This is a genomic window from Dactylosporangium darangshiense, assembly GCF_039537565.1.
Lineage (GTDB): Bacteria > Actinomycetota > Actinomycetes > Mycobacteriales > Micromonosporaceae > Dactylosporangium > Dactylosporangium darangshiense.
Genome location: NZ_BAABAT010000015.1, coordinates 200958 through 218219, shown reverse-complemented (window position 1 = coordinate 218219; position 17262 = coordinate 200958). Strand labels below are relative to the sequence as shown.

Annotated in this window: 11 protein-coding genes; 5 read left to right on the top strand and 6 right to left on the bottom strand. The window is 74.0% G+C overall.

Annotation, left to right across the window (positions count from 1 at the left end; all coding sequences use genetic code 11):
• Nucleotides 1–138: 138 nt before the first annotated feature.
• Nucleotides 139–2544, top strand: coding sequence for a serine/threonine-protein kinase (locus tag ABD901_RS59135; protein WP_380132130.1), 2406 nt, complete (start codon nucleotides 139–141; stop codon nucleotides 2542–2544).
• Here ABD901_RS59135 and ABD901_RS27080 read toward each other — a convergent pair.
• Nucleotides 2528–4651 (bottom strand): FUSC family protein, encoded by a 2124-nt coding sequence (locus ABD901_RS27080; RefSeq protein ID WP_345130448.1) that lies wholly within the window; start codon nucleotides 4649–4651, stop codon nucleotides 2528–2530. The two genes, ABD901_RS59135 and ABD901_RS27080, sit on opposite strands and share 17 nt — an antisense overlap.
• A 50-nt stretch (nucleotides 4652–4701) precedes the next feature.
• On the opposite strand from ABD901_RS27080, the gene ABD901_RS27075 reads away from it, so the two are divergent.
• A complete protein-coding gene (locus tag ABD901_RS27075) occupies nucleotides 4702–5127 on the top strand; it encodes a protein-tyrosine phosphatase family protein (RefSeq protein ID WP_345130446.1) in 426 nt (141 codons plus the stop codon).
• Here the strand turns inward: ABD901_RS27075 and ABD901_RS27070 are convergent.
• Complete coding sequence (locus ABD901_RS27070) at nucleotides 5111–7285, bottom strand: glycoside hydrolase family 3 C-terminal domain-containing protein (RefSeq protein WP_345130445.1); 2175 nt, start codon at nucleotides 7283–7285, stop codon at nucleotides 5111–5113. The two genes, ABD901_RS27075 and ABD901_RS27070, sit on opposite strands and share 17 nt — an antisense overlap.
• 87 nt (nucleotides 7286–7372) lie before the next feature.
• On the opposite strand from ABD901_RS27070, the gene ABD901_RS27065 reads away from it, so the two are divergent.
• A complete protein-coding gene (locus tag ABD901_RS27065) occupies nucleotides 7373–7969 on the top strand; it encodes a TetR/AcrR family transcriptional regulator (protein ID WP_345130444.1) in 597 nt (198 codons plus the stop codon).
• Here ABD901_RS27065 and ABD901_RS27060 read toward each other — a convergent pair.
• Together ABD901_RS27060 and ABD901_RS27055 are read right to left on the bottom strand one after the other, a co-directional pair.
• The gene (locus ABD901_RS27060; RefSeq protein ID WP_345130442.1) at nucleotides 7893–9107 is read right to left on the bottom strand and encodes an MFS transporter; all 1215 of its coding nucleotides are present in this window, start codon (nucleotides 9105–9107) and stop codon (nucleotides 7893–7895) included. The two genes, ABD901_RS27065 and ABD901_RS27060, sit on opposite strands and share 77 nt — an antisense overlap.
• An 85-nt stretch (nucleotides 9108–9192) precedes the next feature.
• Nucleotides 9193–10641, bottom strand: a complete 1449-nt coding sequence (locus ABD901_RS27055; RefSeq protein WP_345130440.1) for a bis-aminopropyl spermidine synthase family protein — start codon at nucleotides 10639–10641, stop codon at nucleotides 9193–9195.
• Between the two features lie 325 nt (nucleotides 10642–10966).
• Between ABD901_RS27055 and ABD901_RS27050 the strand changes: the two genes are divergently transcribed.
• Nucleotides 10967–13024, top strand: coding sequence for a M4 family metallopeptidase (locus ABD901_RS27050; RefSeq protein ID WP_345130438.1), 2058 nt, complete (start codon nucleotides 10967–10969; stop codon nucleotides 13022–13024).
• Nucleotides 13025–13113: 89 nt separating this feature from the next.
• Here ABD901_RS27050 and ABD901_RS27045 read toward each other — a convergent pair whose 3' ends face one another.
• The gene (locus tag ABD901_RS27045) at nucleotides 13114–13497 is read right to left on the bottom strand and encodes a PPOX class F420-dependent oxidoreductase (RefSeq protein WP_345130435.1); all 384 of its coding nucleotides are present in this window, start codon (nucleotides 13495–13497) and stop codon (nucleotides 13114–13116) included.
• 80 nt (nucleotides 13498–13577) lie between these two features.
• On the opposite strand from ABD901_RS27045, the gene ABD901_RS27040 reads away from it, so the two are divergent.
• Nucleotides 13578–16784, top strand: coding sequence for an ATP-binding protein (locus tag ABD901_RS27040; RefSeq protein WP_345130433.1), 3207 nt, complete (start codon nucleotides 13578–13580; stop codon nucleotides 16782–16784).
• Here ABD901_RS27040 and ABD901_RS27035 read toward each other — a convergent pair.
• Entirely contained in the window at nucleotides 16768–17235 is a 468-nt protein-coding gene (locus tag ABD901_RS27035) for a GNAT family N-acetyltransferase (RefSeq protein ID WP_345130431.1), read from the bottom strand. The two genes, ABD901_RS27040 and ABD901_RS27035, sit on opposite strands and share 17 nt — an antisense overlap.
• Between the last annotated feature and the right edge of the window lie 27 nt (nucleotides 17236–17262).

Genomic DNA, 17262 nt, shown 5'->3' with positions numbered 1-17262 from the left:
AGCCCGGGTCCGCAATCAGACGGGCGGGCCGAGCCGATCTCGGCGGATCGACCGGCGGACGCGTCGGAAATCTGTCGCGCGACTCACCACGGCGAGGGCTGTGCGTGGTGAGGGGCGGCATCGGGTACACAATGATGCATGCCCGCCGCGCCCCCGCTCGTTGCCGACCGCTACCGCCTGTTCGAGCAACTGGGCGTGGGCGGCATGGGCCGCGTATGGCGCGCCCGGGACGAGACGCTGCACCGTGACGTCGCCGTCAAACAGATCGTGCTGCCGCCCGAGCTGCTCGACAGCGCGCGGGACGTGGCCATGGAGCGGACCCTGCGCGAGGCGCGCGCGGCGGCGCGGCTGAGCCACCCGAACGTCGTGCGCGTCTACGACGTCCTGGCGGCCGAGGGTTCGCCGTGGCTCGTGATGGAGTACGTCCCGTCGCGCTCCCTCGACCAGGTCATCCGCCAGGACGGCCCGATCGAGCCGCGCCGGGTGGCGGAGATCGGCCTCGCGGTCCTCGACGCGCTGCGGGCCGCACATCGCGCCGGCGTCGACCACCGCGACATCAAGCCGGGCAACGTCCTGCTCGCCGACGACGGCCGGGTCGTGCTCACCGACTTCGGCATCGCGCGGGTCGAGGGCGAGGGCCACGTCACGCGGACCGGGCTCGTGCTCGGCTCGCCCGAGTTCATTGCGCCGGAGCGGGCCCGCGAGGGCATCGCCGGCCCCGCGAGCGATCTGTGGTCGCTCGGCGCCACCCTGTACGCCGCGGTCGAGGGTCGCTCCCCGTTCGGCCGGGGTTCGGCGATGGAGACGCTGACCGCCCTCGCCTCGCAGGAGGCCGACCCGCCACAGCGCGCGGGCGCGCTCGCCCCGGTGCTGCGCGGGCTGCTGCGCAAGGACCCGCGCTCGCGGGCCAACTTCTCGCAGGCCGAGGAGCTGCTGCGCAAGGCGCTGGTGCAGCGCGAGACCCCGAAACGAAAGCGCTCGTGGTTCAGCGGCTGGAGCCGCGGCGGCGCCGAGCCGGTCGAGCCGGTCCTCCCGGCCCAGCGCACGCCCCCCACGACGCCGGAACCGACGCCTCCGCCCGCGCCGGTCGATCCACCGACGGCGATCGTCCCGCCACGCACGGAACCCCGAACCGCCGTGGTGCCCGCCGAGCTTGCTGCTGATATTTCCGATAAATCGGACACGGAGGAAGCGAGGGCGCGCGCGGAAGAAGAGCTGCGCGCGGAGGAGCAAGCCAATGCGGAGGCGGAGGCCCGCGCAGCGGAAGAGGCCCGTGCGGAGGCAGAAGCTCGCGCCGCTGAAGAGGCCCGTGCGGAGGAACAGGCCCGCGTAGAGGCGGAAGCCCGCGCAGCCGAGGCTCGCGCCGCGGAACAGGCGCGCGCAGAAGCAGCGGCCCGCGCAGCGGAACAGGCGCGCGAAGAAGCACAGGCCCGCGCAGAAGCAGAGGCCCGCGCGGCGGAACAGGCACGCGCAGCGGAACAAGCACGCGCAGAGGCGGAAGCCCGCGCAGCCGAAGCTCGCGCCGCGGAACAGGCACGAGCAGAGGCCGCGGCCCGTGCAGCAGAGCGGGCGCGCGAAGAAGCACAGGCCCGCGCGGAAGCAGAGGCTCTCGCAGCGGAACAAGCGCGCGCGGAAGCAGCGGCGCTCGCGGAGGAGCAGGCGCGCGCCGAAGCGGAAACGGCGACCGTGACGGATGCCGAGCCGGACGTGGAAGACCGGGTCGAGACGGTCCAGGCCGAGCCGATCCAGGCCGGGGCGATCCAGGCCGGGGCGGAAGTCGCCGAGGAGCCGCAGACGCGCACCATCGCGCCGGTGCGGGGGCGGGTGGGTGCGTCCGACATCATCGAGGCGCCGCAGCGCAGGAACGGGCGGGCGCTCATCCTCGGTGGGGTCGGCGCGGTGATCGTCATCGTGCTGGTCATCTGGCTCGCGGTGCGTGGGGACGACAAGAACGAACCGGCGAAGCAGGCCGGGTCGGTGCAGACGACCGCGGCCGCCGCGGCGCCGACCACGGGTGGTCCGAGCGCCGGTGGTGCGCCGACGAATCAGGCGAGCAGTGCTGCGGCGCCGGGTGGTCAGGCGTCGCCGACCGGGCGGGTGCTGCCGACGCTGCCGCAGGGGTGGGTCGACTATCACGATCCGAGTGGGTTCTCCGTGTACGTGCCGGCGGGGTGGCGGCAGTCCAAGGAGGGCACGATCGTGTACTTCCGCGGGAACGGGCGCACGCTCGGCATCGACCAGTCGGACCAGCCGCGGCCCGATCCGGTTGCGGACTGGACGCAGCAGGAGCAGCAGCGCGTCGGGGCGGGAGACTTCCGCAACTACACCAAGGTGCGGCTCGGGCCCGTCGACTACTTCATCAAGGCGGCCGACTGGGAGTTCACGTTCGACGGGAGCTCCACCCGCCAGCACGTGAACAACCGTGGTGTGGTCGCGACGCCGGTCAAGGCGTACGGGTTCTGGTGGCAGACGCCGGAATCCGACTGGAACGCCGCGCGGCCGGACCTCGACCTCGTGTTCGCGAGCTTCAGGCCGAAGCAGTAGCGGCGACCTCCCTCGCGGGGGTGATCAGGCCAGGCTGCAGACGGCGGGCCGCGTCCAGGTGGCCGCCGGTCCACACCAGGCGCGGCGAGGCCGCCTGCGGGTCGGGCAGCGCGGCGCCCGGCGGCAACGGCTCCGGGACCGATGCGGTGCCGGTCAGGGCGGCGGCCAGGCCGACGTACCAGCCGGCGATCTCGCCGCCCGACTCGCGCAGGCGCGAACGGTCCGCGGTCAGGCCGGGGGTCGCGTCGCGGGCCCGGGACCACAGGTCGAGGACGGCGTCCGCCGCGAGGCGCAGGCCGACCACGCCGCCGACGAGGCGGCTCATGTCGAGCATGGGGACGGGCTTGGCGCCGCGTTCGGTGAGGTAGGTGCGGAAGGCGTCGTCCATGCGGCGGGCGGCCGCGGCGGCGCGCTGGGCCTCCGCACGGGGGTCGGCGCCGGCGGCCACGCCGTAGTCGACGGCGGCGCGCAGGTAGGCGGCGCTGTCGGAGTACGCCTCGGCGAGGGCGACGTTCAGGGCGCGGCCGGCGCCGCGCGGCCAGAGCAGCAGGCCCACGGCGAGGCTGACGGCGCAGCCGAGCGCGACGTCCTCGAGGCGGACGATGCCGACCCGCCAGCCGATCGGGTCGATGAGGTTGAACAGGACGAACAGGACGACAGTAAACGCAGCCTGGCCGGCGGCGAAGGAGACGACCGCGGGGGCCAGGCCGGCCACGAGGATCGCGGGCGGCAGCAGGATCCAGGCGAAGACGCGGTTCGGGCCCATGAGGGCGACCAGGGCGCCGCCGGCGACGATGCCGACCAGGGAGCCGAGCACGGCGCGCACGGCGGTCTGGCCGGTGTTGAGTGCGTTGGAGCGCAGCACGGCGAGGGCGCCGAGCACGACCCAGAACGCGTGCTCGACGGCGGTGAGCCGCGCGACGAGCACGGCGATGGCCAGGCCGGCGGCGGCGCGGATGCTGTTGTGCAGCCAGACCGAGTGGCCCTGCACGTGGGCGGCGGCGCGCTCCCGGGCGGCGGCGAACGGGCCGCCGATGCCGCTGGGCTGCCAGCCGAGGAGCCGCTGCTTCAGGGTGCGGCGCTCGGACAGCGCGGCGACCTCGATGTTCGCGGCGATGGCGCCGGCGGCGAAGCCGATCTCCTGGGCCCGGAAACTGGGCTCGAGGCCGCTGCGCAGGGCGGGGATGTCCTCGACCGAGTGGGCCGCGGCGCGCAGGTTCTCCAGGGCGTGGTGCAGCTTCGCGGGGTCGCCGTCGCGCGACTCGAGCAGCTCGGCGCCCTCCCGCAGGGCCACGGCGGCGCCGAAGCGGACCCGGCACGGGCCCACCGGGCCGGGTGGGCCGCCGGCCGCGATGACCGTGCTCAACCAGGTCAGCTCGTCGACGAGCCGGACGAGGGCGCGGTCGCCGGTGCTGAGGCCGGTCGGGCGATACGGGGTGTGGTAGAAGTCGTGCTTCAGCGCCTTGATCACCGCGGCGGCGCGCTCGGCGGACTCTTCCACCTCGGCCTGGGTGCCGCCGGGCATGTCCAGCGCGCCGGCGACCTCGTCGCGCAACCGGTCGGCCAGGGCGTGACACGCCTCGATGACGCGGCCGCGCAGCGGGTCGCGCACCGGCGCCGGCCACAGCACCATGATCGCCACGACGCTGGCGGCGGTGGCGAGACCCCAGCCGGCCAGGCGCTCCGGGATCGCCGAGGGCGGGCCGGGCAGGGACGAGGAGAGGATGAACGGCAGCAGGAGGGCGGTCGTGGCACCGGCCAGCACCGAGCTGACGACGCCGGCGAAGAAGACGGCGAACGTGACCACCGCGGTGGTGAGCACGGCCAGCCAGGTGATCGGCGCGATCAGGGTACCGAGGGAGATGAGCACCACTCCGGCGAGCCCGAGGCCGACCTGGGCCCGGACGCGGTCGGCCATCGGGCCGGTGAAGTCGACGAACAGGAGCAGGGCGAAGGCGCCGAAGGCCGAGTAGGTGGCCACGATCGGGTTGCGGATCACCCCGAAGGCCACCCCGAAGACGATGGGCATGACGACGGCCGTGCGGGCGGCGCGGCGCAGGACGGTGAGGCCGGCGTCGCGTTGCCGGAGCCATTCGATGGGACCCACCGCTGCATCCGATCACCCGCGGCGGCGCGGCGCATCGCTATCGTGGTCGGATGTGGGAACCCGGAGAGGGCGGCGTCCTGCGGCTGCCGTCCGGCCGGCTGGTGCGCGGCCGGGGGCTGCGCAACCCGGCGCCGACCACCAGACCCGAGTTCGGGCTGTACCTGCTCGGCAAGCCGCCGCCCGACTTCGGATGGCCGGCCGTCTGGGTGCGCTGGCCGGACTTCTGGCTGCCCGCCGACCGGGCAGCGACCGCGGAGGCGTTCGCCGAGGCGCTGCGGCGGGCCGAAGACGAGCGCGTGGAGGTGGCCTGCGGCGGGGGCCGGGGCCGCACGGGCACGGCCCTGGCGTGCATCGCCGTCCTCGACGGCGTGCCGGCGGGTGAGGCGGTCGCGTACGTCCGCCGCCACTACCACCCGCACGCCGTCGAGACGCCGTGGCAGAAGCGCTATGTCGCGAAGTTCAGTTCGCGGCCTTGAGCAGGTCGGCGAGGATCTCGGGGGTGAACGCGTCGCCGGCGAAGGCGACCACGCGGTCCAGCGGCATGCTCGCCATGAGGCTGAGCATCGCCGGGTCGGCCACCGTCTGGGCCATCGCGCCCCCGCCGGCCGCCGCCATCGCCGTGAACGCCTCGGCGAGTGCCTGCGCGCCGCGCGGGTCGGCGAACCACTCCCCGATCGTCGAGTCGACGGTCAGCGCGCGGCGCTCGTCGTCGCCGGCCAGCGCGACCGTTGCCGTCGTGCGGATGTCGCGCGAGGAGGCGCCGACGGCGACCGTGTAGTCGCCCGCCTCGACGACCCAGCGGCCGAGCTCGACGTCCCAGTAGGCGAGATCGCCGGCATCGACGGTCAGCACGACCTCGGCGGACTCGCCCGCGGCGATCGGCACACTCGCAAACGCCTTGAGCTCCCGCGGCGCGCGGCGCACCCGCGAGGAGCCGATCGAGGTGTACACCTGCACGACCTCCCGCCCGTCGCGCGAGCCGGTGTTGGCCACGCTCACCCGCACCTCGAGGCCACCGTCCACGGTGGACACCGACAGGCCGGAGTACTCGAACGTGGTGTACGACAGCCCGAACCCGAACGGGTAGGCGACCTCCTGCTCGCGGGCGTCGAAGCCGCGGTACCCCACGTGGATGCCCTCCCCGTAGCGCACGTGCCCCTGCTCGCCCGGGAAGTCCAGGTACGACGGGTGGTCGGCCAGCTTCACCGGGATCGTCTCGGTGAGCCGCCCCGACGGGTTCACGACGCCGAAGAGCACGTCGGCGATCGCACCGCCGCCGGCCTGCCCGAGCAGCCAGCCCTCGACCAGCGCGGGCACGGCCGCGTCCCACGGGCCGGTACGGATCACGGCGCCGTTGGAGAGCACGACCACGGTGCGCGGGTTGGCCGCCGCGACCTTCTCGATCAGCGCGCGGTGCGCGGCCGGCAGCTCCAGGCTGGTGCGGTCCGAGCCCTCGGTCTCCTCCTCGGAGCCGGCGAACACGATCGCCACCGACGACTCGCGCGCGAGCGCCGCGGCCGCCTCGGGGTCGTCGTAGCCGGCCGCGAAGCGCACGGTCCCGGTGGCGTGGGCGGTGATCTCGTCGAGCGCGTTGTCCAGGCGCGTCGGGTTGATGAGCGAAGAGCCGCCGCCCTGGTACCGCGGGCTGCGCGCCTGCTCGCCGATGACCGCGATCGAGGGCTCGCCGGCGGCCAGCGGCAGCAGCCCGCCGTCGTTCTTCAGCAGCACGATCCCGCGCGAGGCCGCCTCGCGGGCGAGCGCGTGGTGCGCGTCGGCGTCATACGTAGCGCCCGGCGTCGCCGCGGCGACTGCCCGGCGTACCAGGGACTCCACGCGAGACGCGGCGGTCTGCAGCGCCGCCGCGGGCAGTGACCCGGCGCGGACGGCGGCGGCCAGGTCCCGGTCGCCGGCATCGTCCGGGCCCGGCATCGTCAGGTCGAGGCCGGCGCGCACCGCCTCGACGCGGTCGACCACGGCGCCCCAGTCGGACACCAGCACGCCCTCGTATCCCCACTCGCCGCGCAGCACGTCGGTGAGCAACCAGCGGTGCTGGCTGGCGTAGACGCCGTTGATCCGGTTGTAGGAGCACATGACCGTCCACGGCCGGGCCCGCTGCACGACGCGCTGGAACGCGCGCAGGTACATCTCCCGCAGCGTGCGCTCGTCGACGTCGGCGCTGACGCGCATCCGGTCGGTCTCCTGGCTGTTCATCGCGAAGTGCTTGAGCGAGGCGCCGACGCCCTTGCTCTGCAGGCCGGCGACCCACTCGGTGGCGAGCACGCCCGTAAGAATCGGGTCCTCGGAGAAGTACTCGAAGTTGCGCCCGCCCAGCGGGGTGCGCTTGAGGTTGATGCCGGGGCCGAGCAGCACGGCGACGTCCATGGCCAGGCACTCCTGGCCGAGCGCCGCGCCGACCCGCCGCACGAGCTCGGGGTCCCAGGTCGAGCCCATCGCGACGGCGGGCGGGAAGCACGTCGACGGCTCGCTCGCGAGCAGCCCGAGGCCCTCGCCCACGACCTGCTTGCGCACGCCGTGCGGGCCGTCGGTGACCATCACGGCGGGCACGTCGGCGACGGCCCGGGTGTGCCAGAAGTCGGCGCCGCTGGTGAGCGCGGCCTGCTCCTCGATCTCCACGACAAGCCCCTTACCTAGTACCTAGTAAGTAGTAGATAGTGCGTAAGATAGACCCGCCCGCAGCGGCGGACAAGGGAGGTGGCGCGGATGGCACGGCGCGAGCGCTCGCGTCTGCCGGCGCCGGAGCGCCGCCGGCAGATCATCGAGGCGGCCACCGCACTGGTCGCCGAGCGCGGCTTCTGGGGCCTGTCGATGCAGGACGTCGCCGACGCGTGCGGGCTGACCGTCCCGGGCCTGCTGCACCACGTCGGCTCGAAGGACGGCCTGCTCATCGCCGTGCTCGAGCACCGCGACGCCGAGGACCACCGCGCAATCGGCGACCCGCCGCCGTCCGACCTGCGCGCGCTGTGCGCGGCCCTGGTGCGCCGCAACGCCACCCAGCCGGAGATCGTGCGCCTGTTCGCGGTGCTCGCCGCGGAGTCCCTCGCGCCCGACCATCCCGCGCACGACTACTTCGCGGCCCGCCAGCAGGGTGTGCTGGACGCGCTGACCGCCCTGGCGAAGCCGGTCTCGGCCCGCCCGGAGGCGCTCGCCCGGCAGATCATCGCCACCATGGACGGGCTGCAGCTGCAGTGGCTGCGCGCGCCCGCCGGCACCGACCTCGTCGCTATGTGGGAGGCGGCGGCGCAGATGCTGTTCGCCGGCCCAACGGCGTCAGCAGGGCGGCCAGCGCGGTCACGGTGATCGTCGCGCCGGCGACCGCCAGGGTGGCCGGCACGCCGGCGTGCTTGGCGGCGAAGGTCAGCACCGCGTCGCCGGCCGGGGCGAGCACCAATTGCAGCGTCCAGAACGCCGAGGTCACCCGGCCCAGCAGCGGCGCCGGCGTCACCTCCTGGCGCAGCGACATCGAGGCGATGCCGGCCACCCCGGTGCACAGCGTCACGCCGGCGGCGAGGACGGCGACGGCGGGCACGTGCGTCGCCACGCCGATCCCGGCGACGATCGCGCCGCACAGCGTGTAGGCGCCGATCCAGGTCGCGCCGAAGCCCACCCGCCGGCGCAGCGGCGCGACCGCCGCCGCCGCGAACGTGCTGCCCAGCACGCCGGCGGTCAGGACCAGGCCGATCACCGAGTCCGGCTGGCCGAGGCCGGTCATGAGGTGGTACACGATGACGTCGTTCAGGCTCGAGGTGAAGAAGATCAGCACGGCGAGCAGCACGGTCAGCGACAGCATGACCGGGTGCCGCCGGATGAAGTGCACGCCGGCGCCCAGGCCGCGCTCGGTGCCGCCGGCAGGGTTGTGCAGGCGCACGAGGTACAGCCCGATCGCCGAGAGCGCGAAGGAGACGGCGTCGATGCCGATCGCCGCGGCGGGGCCCGCGGCCTGCGACACGAGCCCGGCGACGGCGGGCCCGGCCAGCCACGCGATCGAGTAGGAGCCGTAGAGCAGCCCGTTGGCGTCGTTGATCCGCTCCTTCGGCACCAGCGCCGGCACCACGGTCACGTAGGTGACCTGAAAGACCATCGAGAAGACCGCGGCGGCGGGCAGCACCACGAACAGCAGCCACGGCTGCGGGCCGGCCAGCCAGACGAGGGGGATGGCGCCGAGCAGCACGAACCGGGCGGCGTCGCACACGCGCAGCACGGTGCGCCGGTCGAAGCGGTCCGCGATCACCCCGGCGACGATCCCCGTCAGCAGCGTCGCGACGGCCTCGAGCGCCCGGACCCAGCCCACGCCGGTGATGGAGATCGCGCCGGTACGCATGAGCAGCGGCACGGCCGCGAAGGTGCACGCGTCGCCGAACGCCGACAGCGTCTGCACCCCGAGGAAGATCGCCACGTCGCGGTCGCGCCAGAGCGCCTTCCGCTTCGCCTCGCTCACGCCTGCGCCTCCGCTTCGCTCCGGCTCCTGCGCGAGCCACGGCTGCGTACGTTGTTCGCGGCCCCTCCGCTTCGCTGCGGACCGCTCACGCGCCCGTCAGCCCGGCGATCGCGTGGCGGGGCAGGTCGATCAGGCGCGCCTCGGCGCGGCCGGGCCCGGCCAGCGCGGACGCCCGGGCCTGCGCCTCGGACCGCGACAGCGCCGGGTCGGCGCGCATCAGGGCCTCCCGCAGCACGTTGCCGACCTTGCCGTGCGCGTGCGTCAGCAGCCAGCCGGCCGCGTCCGGCGGCTCCTGGGTCCGAAGCGTCGCCTCGACGGTCGCCCGGTCGGGCGCGGGGGTGCTGCGGCGCAGGCGCAGGTCGTACTTCGCGCCGACGAGCGCCCGCAGCGCGGCCTGGGAGGCCGCGTCGCGCAGGTCGGGGTGGTTGTTCGGCACCAGCAGCGTGACCGCGGGGACGTTGAGCGCGAGCAGCACCCGGGCCAGCCACGGCCCGGGGTCGGCGGCGAGGTCGACGGTGAGCTCGTCGGCCTGCAGCGGGCCGCCGCCGAGGATGCGGGCCGGGCCGCGCGCCGCCGTGCCCTCCAGGGACTGCTCGCCGTGTGTGTAGATGTTGGCCGAGCCGGCGAGCCGGTCGAGGCGGCGGTCGAGGACCTGCCAGGTCTGCGGGGTGGGCCGGCAGACGTAGAGGTCGCTGGCGCTGCCGACGGCCTGCGCGCCGTGGTAGCGGTTGAACGCCGGCAGCATCGCCTCGATGACCAGGTCGAGGTCGAGCACCGCCCGCTGCACCTTCAGGCCGAGTGCCGGGGTCAGCGGACTGAAGCCGTACGCCATGACGAGCCGCCCGTTGCCCCGGTCGCGCAGCGCCTGAGCGCCCCGCCCGAGGAAGAGCTGCACGCCCTCGGGGGTGTAGGGCGGGTCGGTGAAGACGAGGTCGCCGCTGCCGGCGACGACCGGCGGCAGGCCGAAGCGCAGGTCGGCGTGGTAACAGGCGATGCCGGCGCCCTGGCCGTCGATGTAGGCGAGCAGCCGTTCGTCGACGTCGACGACGGTGATCTCGACGTCCGGGCAGGCCCGGCGCACTGCGAGCGAGGTGAGGTCGTGATCGCCGATGCAGACCAGGCGGGCGCCGGCGAGGTCGTAGGTGCCGGCCAGCCACTGCGCCCGGCGGCGCGCGGTGTCGGCGGTCGCGGAGACGTGGTCGAGTGCGCGGTCGGCGGCGGGTGCGCCGGCGACGAGTTCGGCCATCCCGGGCACCTCGGGCACGTCGTGCAGGGTCGCAAGGGCGAAGCGTTCGCCGTACCGCTGCCGGACGGAATCTTGCAGCACGAGCGTCTCGCCGCCGGTGTCGAGGTCGGGGCCGGCGGCTCGCAGGAGCGCCTCGACGGTGCGGCGCGGGACGGCGAGGTCGCGCACGAGATCGTCGAGGGTCGTCGGCGACTCGGTGAGCCGGGCGATGATCTCGCGCAGCCGGCGCCCGGCGATCCCGTATCCCGAGACAACGGCGGCGACCGCATCGATCGGCTCGAGATCCACCCCGGCACCCTAGCATCAGTTAAAAGTTAACGAGGAGTAGCGGTGGAACTGGCACTCCCGCTACGGAGCGCAAGATTTCCGGGTTGTTTCGGGTCCCGAAGTACAGGGTGGGGGCGAGGGTGGGCATAGGGCATCGACCCTTGTCCAAGTCTTGCCCGATGTGTGATCGTCCTGACATCGCTGCAAGTCGATGAGGACGGCAGGCCGGTCGAACGGCGCGCACGCCGGCCATCCACACGCTTCGACGTGCGCGTGTCTCCATTGGTTCCGGCACACCCCGTCAACATTCCCCGGTGGGGTGGTCGTTGCTGAAAGAAGGCACCCTTTGAAGCTCTCACCACGGTTCGCTACAGCGGCCGGAGTGTTCGCGGTCGGGCTGGTAACAACCGGCACCGCCGTGGCCGTGCAAGCCTCACCCCCATCGCCGTCGGCGGCCGCCGAGGTCTCGAACGCCGCCGCCGCACAGGCGGTCGACTCGTTCGTCCAGGGCAAGCCGAGCGTTCTGCAGCCCAGCACCGACGACGCCTACGTGCAGCGCTCGGTCACGGCCTCCGGCAACGCCAAGTACATCGCCTACGAGCGCACCTACAAGGGCCTGCCGGTGCGCGGCGGCGACTTCGTCGTCGTCACCGACAAGTCCGGCGCCGCCACGTACACCTCGGTGTCGCAGACCAAGGCGATCGGCAGCCTCTCGACGACGGCGAAGGTCAGTGCGAAGGACGCCGAAGCTGTCGCCCGCAAGCAGCTGACGCAGGTCAACAACGTCGAGGGCACACAGCTCGTGGTCTACACGCTCGACGGGGCGGCGAAGCTCGCCTACGAGACCACGCTGTCCGGCACCGGCGCCGAGGGCGCCAGCCGGCTCACCGTCGACGTCGACGCGCTCAGCGGCGCAGTGCTGAAGACGACCGAGCACGTGACGCACGGCACCGGTACCGGCTGGATCAACGGATCGGTGTCGATCAACACGACCCTGTCGGGCAGCACGTACCGCATGCAGGACCCGTCGATCACGAGCCTGGCCTGCCAGGACGCCGCGAACAACACCACGTTCAGCGGCTCGGACGACGTGTGGGGCAACGGCACCGGCACCAACCGGGAGACCGGCTGCGTCGACGCGCTCTACGTCGCGCAGAAGGAAGTCGCGATGCTCTCCTCCTGGTTGGGTCGCAACGGGATGAACGGCTCGGGCGGCGCCTGGCCGATCCGCGTCGGCCTGAACGACCAGAACGCCTACTACGACGGCACGCAGGTCCAGATCGGCAAGAACACCGCCGGTCAGTGGATCGCCTCCGCCGACGTCGTCGGACACGAGATGGGCCACGGCATCGACGACACCACGCCGGGCGGCATCTCCAACGGCAACACCCAGGAGTTCGTCGCGGACACGTTCGGCGCGGCCACCGAGTGGTTCGCGAACAACCCGAACGACCCGCCGGACTTCCTGGTCGGCGAGGAGGTCAACCTCGTCGGCAGCGGCCCGATCCGCAACATGTACAACCCGTCGGCCCTCGGCGACGACAACTGCTACTCCAGCAGCATCCCGTCCGAGGAGGTCCACGCGGCCGCCGGTCCGGGTAACCACTGGTTCTACCTGCTGTCGCAGGGCACGTCGGGCAACGGCCAGCCGGCCAGCTCGACCTGCAACAGCAGCACCGTGACCGGCCTGGGCATCCAGACCGCGATCAAGATCATGTACAACGCGATGCTGATGAAGACCTCGTCGTCGTCGTACCTGAAGTACCGCACCTGGACGCTGACCGCCGCCAAGAACCTGTTCCCGGGCAGCTGCACTCAGTTCAACACGGTCAAGGCCGCGTGGGACGCGGTGTCGGTTCCGGCGCAGTCGGGCGACCCGACCTGCACCGGCGGCACCACGCCGCCGCCCACCACCACGCCGCCCACCAGCACCCCGCCGACCGGCGGCTGCTCGGGCCAGAAGCTGCTCAACCCCGGCTTCGAGTCCGGCGCGACGTCGTGGAGCGGCACCACCGGCAGCATCGGCCAGTGGGCCAGCCAGGGTCAGGCCGCGCACGGCGGCACCTACAGCTCGTGGCTCGACGGCTACGGCACGACCCACACCGAGGCGATCCAGCAGTCGGTGACCATCCCGGCCGGATGCACGGCGACACTGACGTTCTACGTGCACATCGACTCGGCCGAGACGACCACCACGGTCCAGTACGACAAGCTGACCGTCACGGCCGGCACGACCACGCTGGGCACGCTGTCCAACCTCAACAAGGCCTCGGGCTACCAGCTCAAGTCCTTCAGCCTGAACGCCTTCGCGGGCCAGACGGTGACCATCAAGTTCAGCGGCAGCGAGGACTCCTCGCTGCAGACCTCGTTCGTCATCGACGACACGGCCGTCACGCTGAGCTAACGGTTGTTTCGAGGCAGGGGGTCCGGGCCGCGCGCCGCCCGGGCCCCCTGCCTTGTCGGTTGAGCATGACCGCCGGTTGAGCGCGACCGTCAGCTGAGCGTGACCGCGATGCCGATGCCCGGCGGGCGGCGCAGCCGCAGCAGGCGCTGGAAGAAGTAGCCGATGCGGGCGGTCACGTACTTGCGCCGCAGGTGCTCCCGGGCCGTCGCGGTGCCCGCCTCGTCCAGCAGCCGCGCGCTGCCCTCGGCGGTTGGCGCGCCCGGCTTGATGCGGCCGCGCAGGTCGCACACCGTCAGCGTCACCAGCGGGTTGTTGCGGATGCGCTTGACCTTGAAGGCCCGCTCCTCCGACACGATGACGACCTCGCCGTCGTACACCACGTGCCAGACCGGCGTGGCGACCGGCGTGCCGTCGCGGCGGAACGAGGTGAGGCTGACGTACTGGCCGCGCGCGATGTCATCGAGGACGCTCATACCACCAGCGTACGGACGTTGACCCTTTCGGCCGACCCCGGCGGCCGACACCCGCCCCGTAGGCTCGTCGCGGCGCCGGTTTGCGCCGTTCGACGACGTGGGGAGGGTCCGGCATCCTGCAGTTCCGCGTCCTCGGCCCCCTCGAGGTCACCGGCCCGGACGGCCCCGTCGACACCGGTACCCCGAAGCAGCGCGCCGTGCTGGCCATGCTCGCCACGCAGCCCGGCCGCATCGTCTCCGTGCAACGGCTCATCGACGAGCTGTGGGCCGACGAGCCGCCGGAGCGGGCGATCTCGTCCCTGCAGGCCTACGTCTCGCGCCTGCGCCGGGCCCTCGAGCCCGACCGCACCTCCCGGGACCGCTCGGCCGTCCTGGTCAGCCGCGCGCCCGGCTACGTGCTGCAGGTGCCGGCCGAGAGCGTGGACGCGGCCCGGTTCGCCGCCGCCGTCGAGCGCGCCGCCGCCGAGCTCGCCGCCGACCCGGCCGCCGCGCTGCGCACCCTGGGCGAGGCCCTGGACCTGTGGCGCGGCGACCCGCTGCCGGAGCTCGGCGAGTCGTCCCTGGCCCGTGCCGAGCGGGCGCGCCTGGTCGAGCTGCGCCTGACCGCCGTCGAGCAGCACTCGGAGGCGCTGCTGGCGCTCGGGCGCGCGGCCGAGGTGGTGTACCGCAGCGAGCACGCCCTCGCCGAGGCGCCCTATCGGGAACGGCTCTGGGGCCAGCTCATGCTCGCCCTGTACCGCAGCGGCCGCCAGGCGGACGCGATGGCGGCCTACACACGGGCCCGCGCCGGGCTGATCGAGGAGCTCGGCATCGAGCCCGGCCCGGCGCTGCAGCAGCTGGCACAGGAGATCCTGCGCCAGGCGTCGCACCTGGGCTCGCATCCGGCGCCGAGCGCCCCGGCGGTTCCGGCCGACGTGGTGGTTTCGGCGGACGTGGCGGTTTCGGCGGACGTGGCGGTTTCGGCGGAGCTCGGGGAGGGGCTGGTCGGGCGGGACGAGGAGCTGCGCGCCGTCGACCGGCTGCTCGCGGAGGCCGCCGCCGGGCAGGGACGGCTGCTGCTCGTCTCCGGCAGCCCCGGCATCGGCAAGTCCGCCCTGCTGCGTGAGGTCGCGGCCCGTGCGCCCGGGCTCGTCGGCACCGGCACCGGCGTCGACGGCGAGGCGCCGCCGGTCTTCCTGCCGTGGGCGCAGATCCTGCGCGAGATCGCCACCGGCAACGCCGGGGCGGCCGCCGCGCTCTCGGCGGCGTTCGCGCCGTACGGCAACCTGCCCGCCGTGCTGGACCCCACGCTCGGCGAGGTGCTCTCGCTGCCCGCCGCCGAGCGCATGGCCGACCCCGAGATGGCGCGGTCCCGGCTGTACCAGGGCATCGTCGACGGCCTGGGCCGCCTCGCCGCGCACGCGCCGCTCGTGCTCGTCGTCGACGACGCCCACTGGCTCGACGCACCGTCGACCGTGCTGCTCACCATGTTCGCCAAGGGGCTGCGCCGCAGCCGGGTGCTGCTCGCCGTCGGCTACCGCGAGGCCGAGCTCGCCCCCGAGGCGCCCCTCGCCGGCGTGCTCGCCGAGCTGGTCGCCGACCCGGCCGCGGTCCGCCTGCCGCTGCACGGCCTCGGCCACGACGCCATCGCCGCCCTGGCACGGTCGGTGACCGGCGGCGACGTGCCGCCCGACACGGTGGCGATGCTCGCCGATCGCACCGGCGGCAACCCGTTCTTCGTCGTCGAGCTGCTGCGGGTGCTCGTCGCCGAGCACACCCTGTCCCCCGAGACGGTGCCCGTCCGCGTCCAGGAGGTCGTCCGCCGACGCCTGGCCCGCCTGCCCGGCCAGGTCAACGCCGTGCTCGCGGTCGCCTCGGTGCTCGGCCGCGACGTCGCCGTGCCGGTGCTGCGCGAGGTCGTGCAGATCGACGAGCTGGCGCTGTTCGACACGCTCGACACCGCCGTCGTCGCCGGCCTGCTCACCGCCACCGACGACCCCGGGCTGCTGCGTTTCTCGCACGACCTGGTGCGCCAGACCGCGTACCAGGACCAGGGCCCGCTGCGCCGCGCCCGGCTGCACGCCCGCGCCGCGCAGGCGCTGCGCGACACCGGCCTGGGCACGAAGGCCCAGCTCGCCGGCCACCTGCGCGAGGCGCTGCCGGTGCTCACGCCGTTCGACGTGGTCCCCGCCCTGGCCGAGGCGGCCGGCGAGGCCTACGAGCGGACCGCGCACGAGCAGGCCTCCGCGCTGCTGCAGGAGGCCATCACCGCGCTGCACCGCGCACCCGCCGGCGAGCGGCGCGACGTGGCCGAGCTGGACCTGCGCATCCGCCTGGCGTACATGCATCAGGCCACCGACGGCTACCTCGCGCCGTTCGTCGCCGAGCAGTACGCCGCGATGGAGCCCCTGCTGCTGCGCCTGCGCGGCCGTCCGGTGCTCGACGTGCTGCCGGCGCTGTGGGGGTACGCCTCCTTCCACACCGCCTCCGGCGACGTGCAGCGCGCCGTCTCGATCGCGCGCGCCCCCGCGCAGCGCGGCGACGACGACCCGTGGGCGGCGCTGGTCGCCGAGGTACACGAGGGCCACGCCGCCCTCACGGTGCTCGACCTCCCTCGCGCGCACCGCTGCTTCACCACGGCGCTGGCCGCCCTGCCCGACGGCGAGGCGCCGGTCTTCCCGATCGTCAACTGGGACCCGATCGTCGGCGCGCACGCCCCCGCGGCCATCGCCTGCGGTCTGCTCGGCGACGACGAGGCCGCACAGCACCACCTGCGCGCGGCCCGGTCCCGCGCGGCCCGGGTCGGCGAGCTGTTCCTCGACATGTACGTCGCCCACTTCATCGCCGTCGTCGCCGCCGACCGCGACGACCCCGCGGCCGCGCGCACGGCGGCGCAGGAGACCCTGCGGCTGGCGGAGCTGGGCGGGCACCCCGAGTACCGCAGCCTCGCCGGGCTGGTCCTGGGCTGGGCGGAGGTCCGCACCGGCGCCCCCGAGGGCCTGCCGAGGATGACCGCGGCCCGCGAGCACCTGGGCGAGGCGATGCGCCGCTTCGGCCGCCTCGAGGCGTTGTACGCCGACGCCCTGCTCGCCTCGGACCGCGCCGCCGAGGCGGCCGACGTGGCCACGGCGGCGCTGGAGCGGGGACTGCCCGGCCAGAGCGGCTTCTCGGAGCCGGACCTGCGCCGCATCCGCGCCCTGGCCCTGGCCGACCCGACCGGCGCGCGGGAGGCCCTGAAGCTGGCGCGCGACCTGCACCATGCGCCCGCGGCCCTGCGCGCGGAGGCCGCGGTCAGCCTGTTGGAGTAGCGAGCGTCCGTTCGTAGCAGACGGAGAGGTCGAAACCCACGTAGGCGCCGAACAGCGGGATCTCGTGGTAGCCCTCGCGCTCGTAGAAGCGCCGCGCGTCGGGCTGCTCGGTCCCGGTCTCGAGGCGCAGCACCGTCCAGCCGCGTTCGGCCGCGGCCGACTCCAGCGCGCGCAGCACCGCCGTGGCGACGCCGGTGCCACGGCGTTCCGGCACCACGTACATGCGCTTGATCTCCGCAGTGGTCGCATCGAGCCGGCGCAGCGCGCCGCAGCCGGCCGCCTTGCCGTCGACCACCGCGACGAGGAAGAGGTCGACGTCGGCGGCGGAGGGCGCCGCGCCCGGCTCGTGGAAGCTCGTGCCGTAGCGCGCGTCGAGCTCCGCGCGCTGGTCGGTCCGCAGCGCCACCCCGTCCGGGTCGTCCCACGGCCGCTCCTCGATCGTCAGTCCCACGTCGCCGCCCTCTCGTGTTTCGCCTCG

Bases quoted from the DNA above. Each gene is read 5' to 3' on its own strand.
- ABD901_RS27065 (WP_345130444.1), top strand. From the start codon at position 7,373: ATGGCACGGCGCGAGCGCTCGCGTCTGCCGGCGCCGGAGCGCCGCCGG.
- ABD901_RS27045 (WP_345130435.1), bottom strand. From the start codon at position 13,497: ATGAGCGTCCTCGATGACATCGCGCGCGGCCAGTACGTCAGCCTCACC.
- ABD901_RS27075 (WP_345130446.1), top strand. From the start codon at position 4,702: ATGTGGGAACCCGGAGAGGGCGGCGTCCTGCGGCTGCCGTCCGGCCGG.
- ABD901_RS59135 (WP_380132130.1), top strand. From the start codon at position 139: ATGCCCGCCGCGCCCCCGCTCGTTGCCGACCGCTACCGCCTGTTCGAG.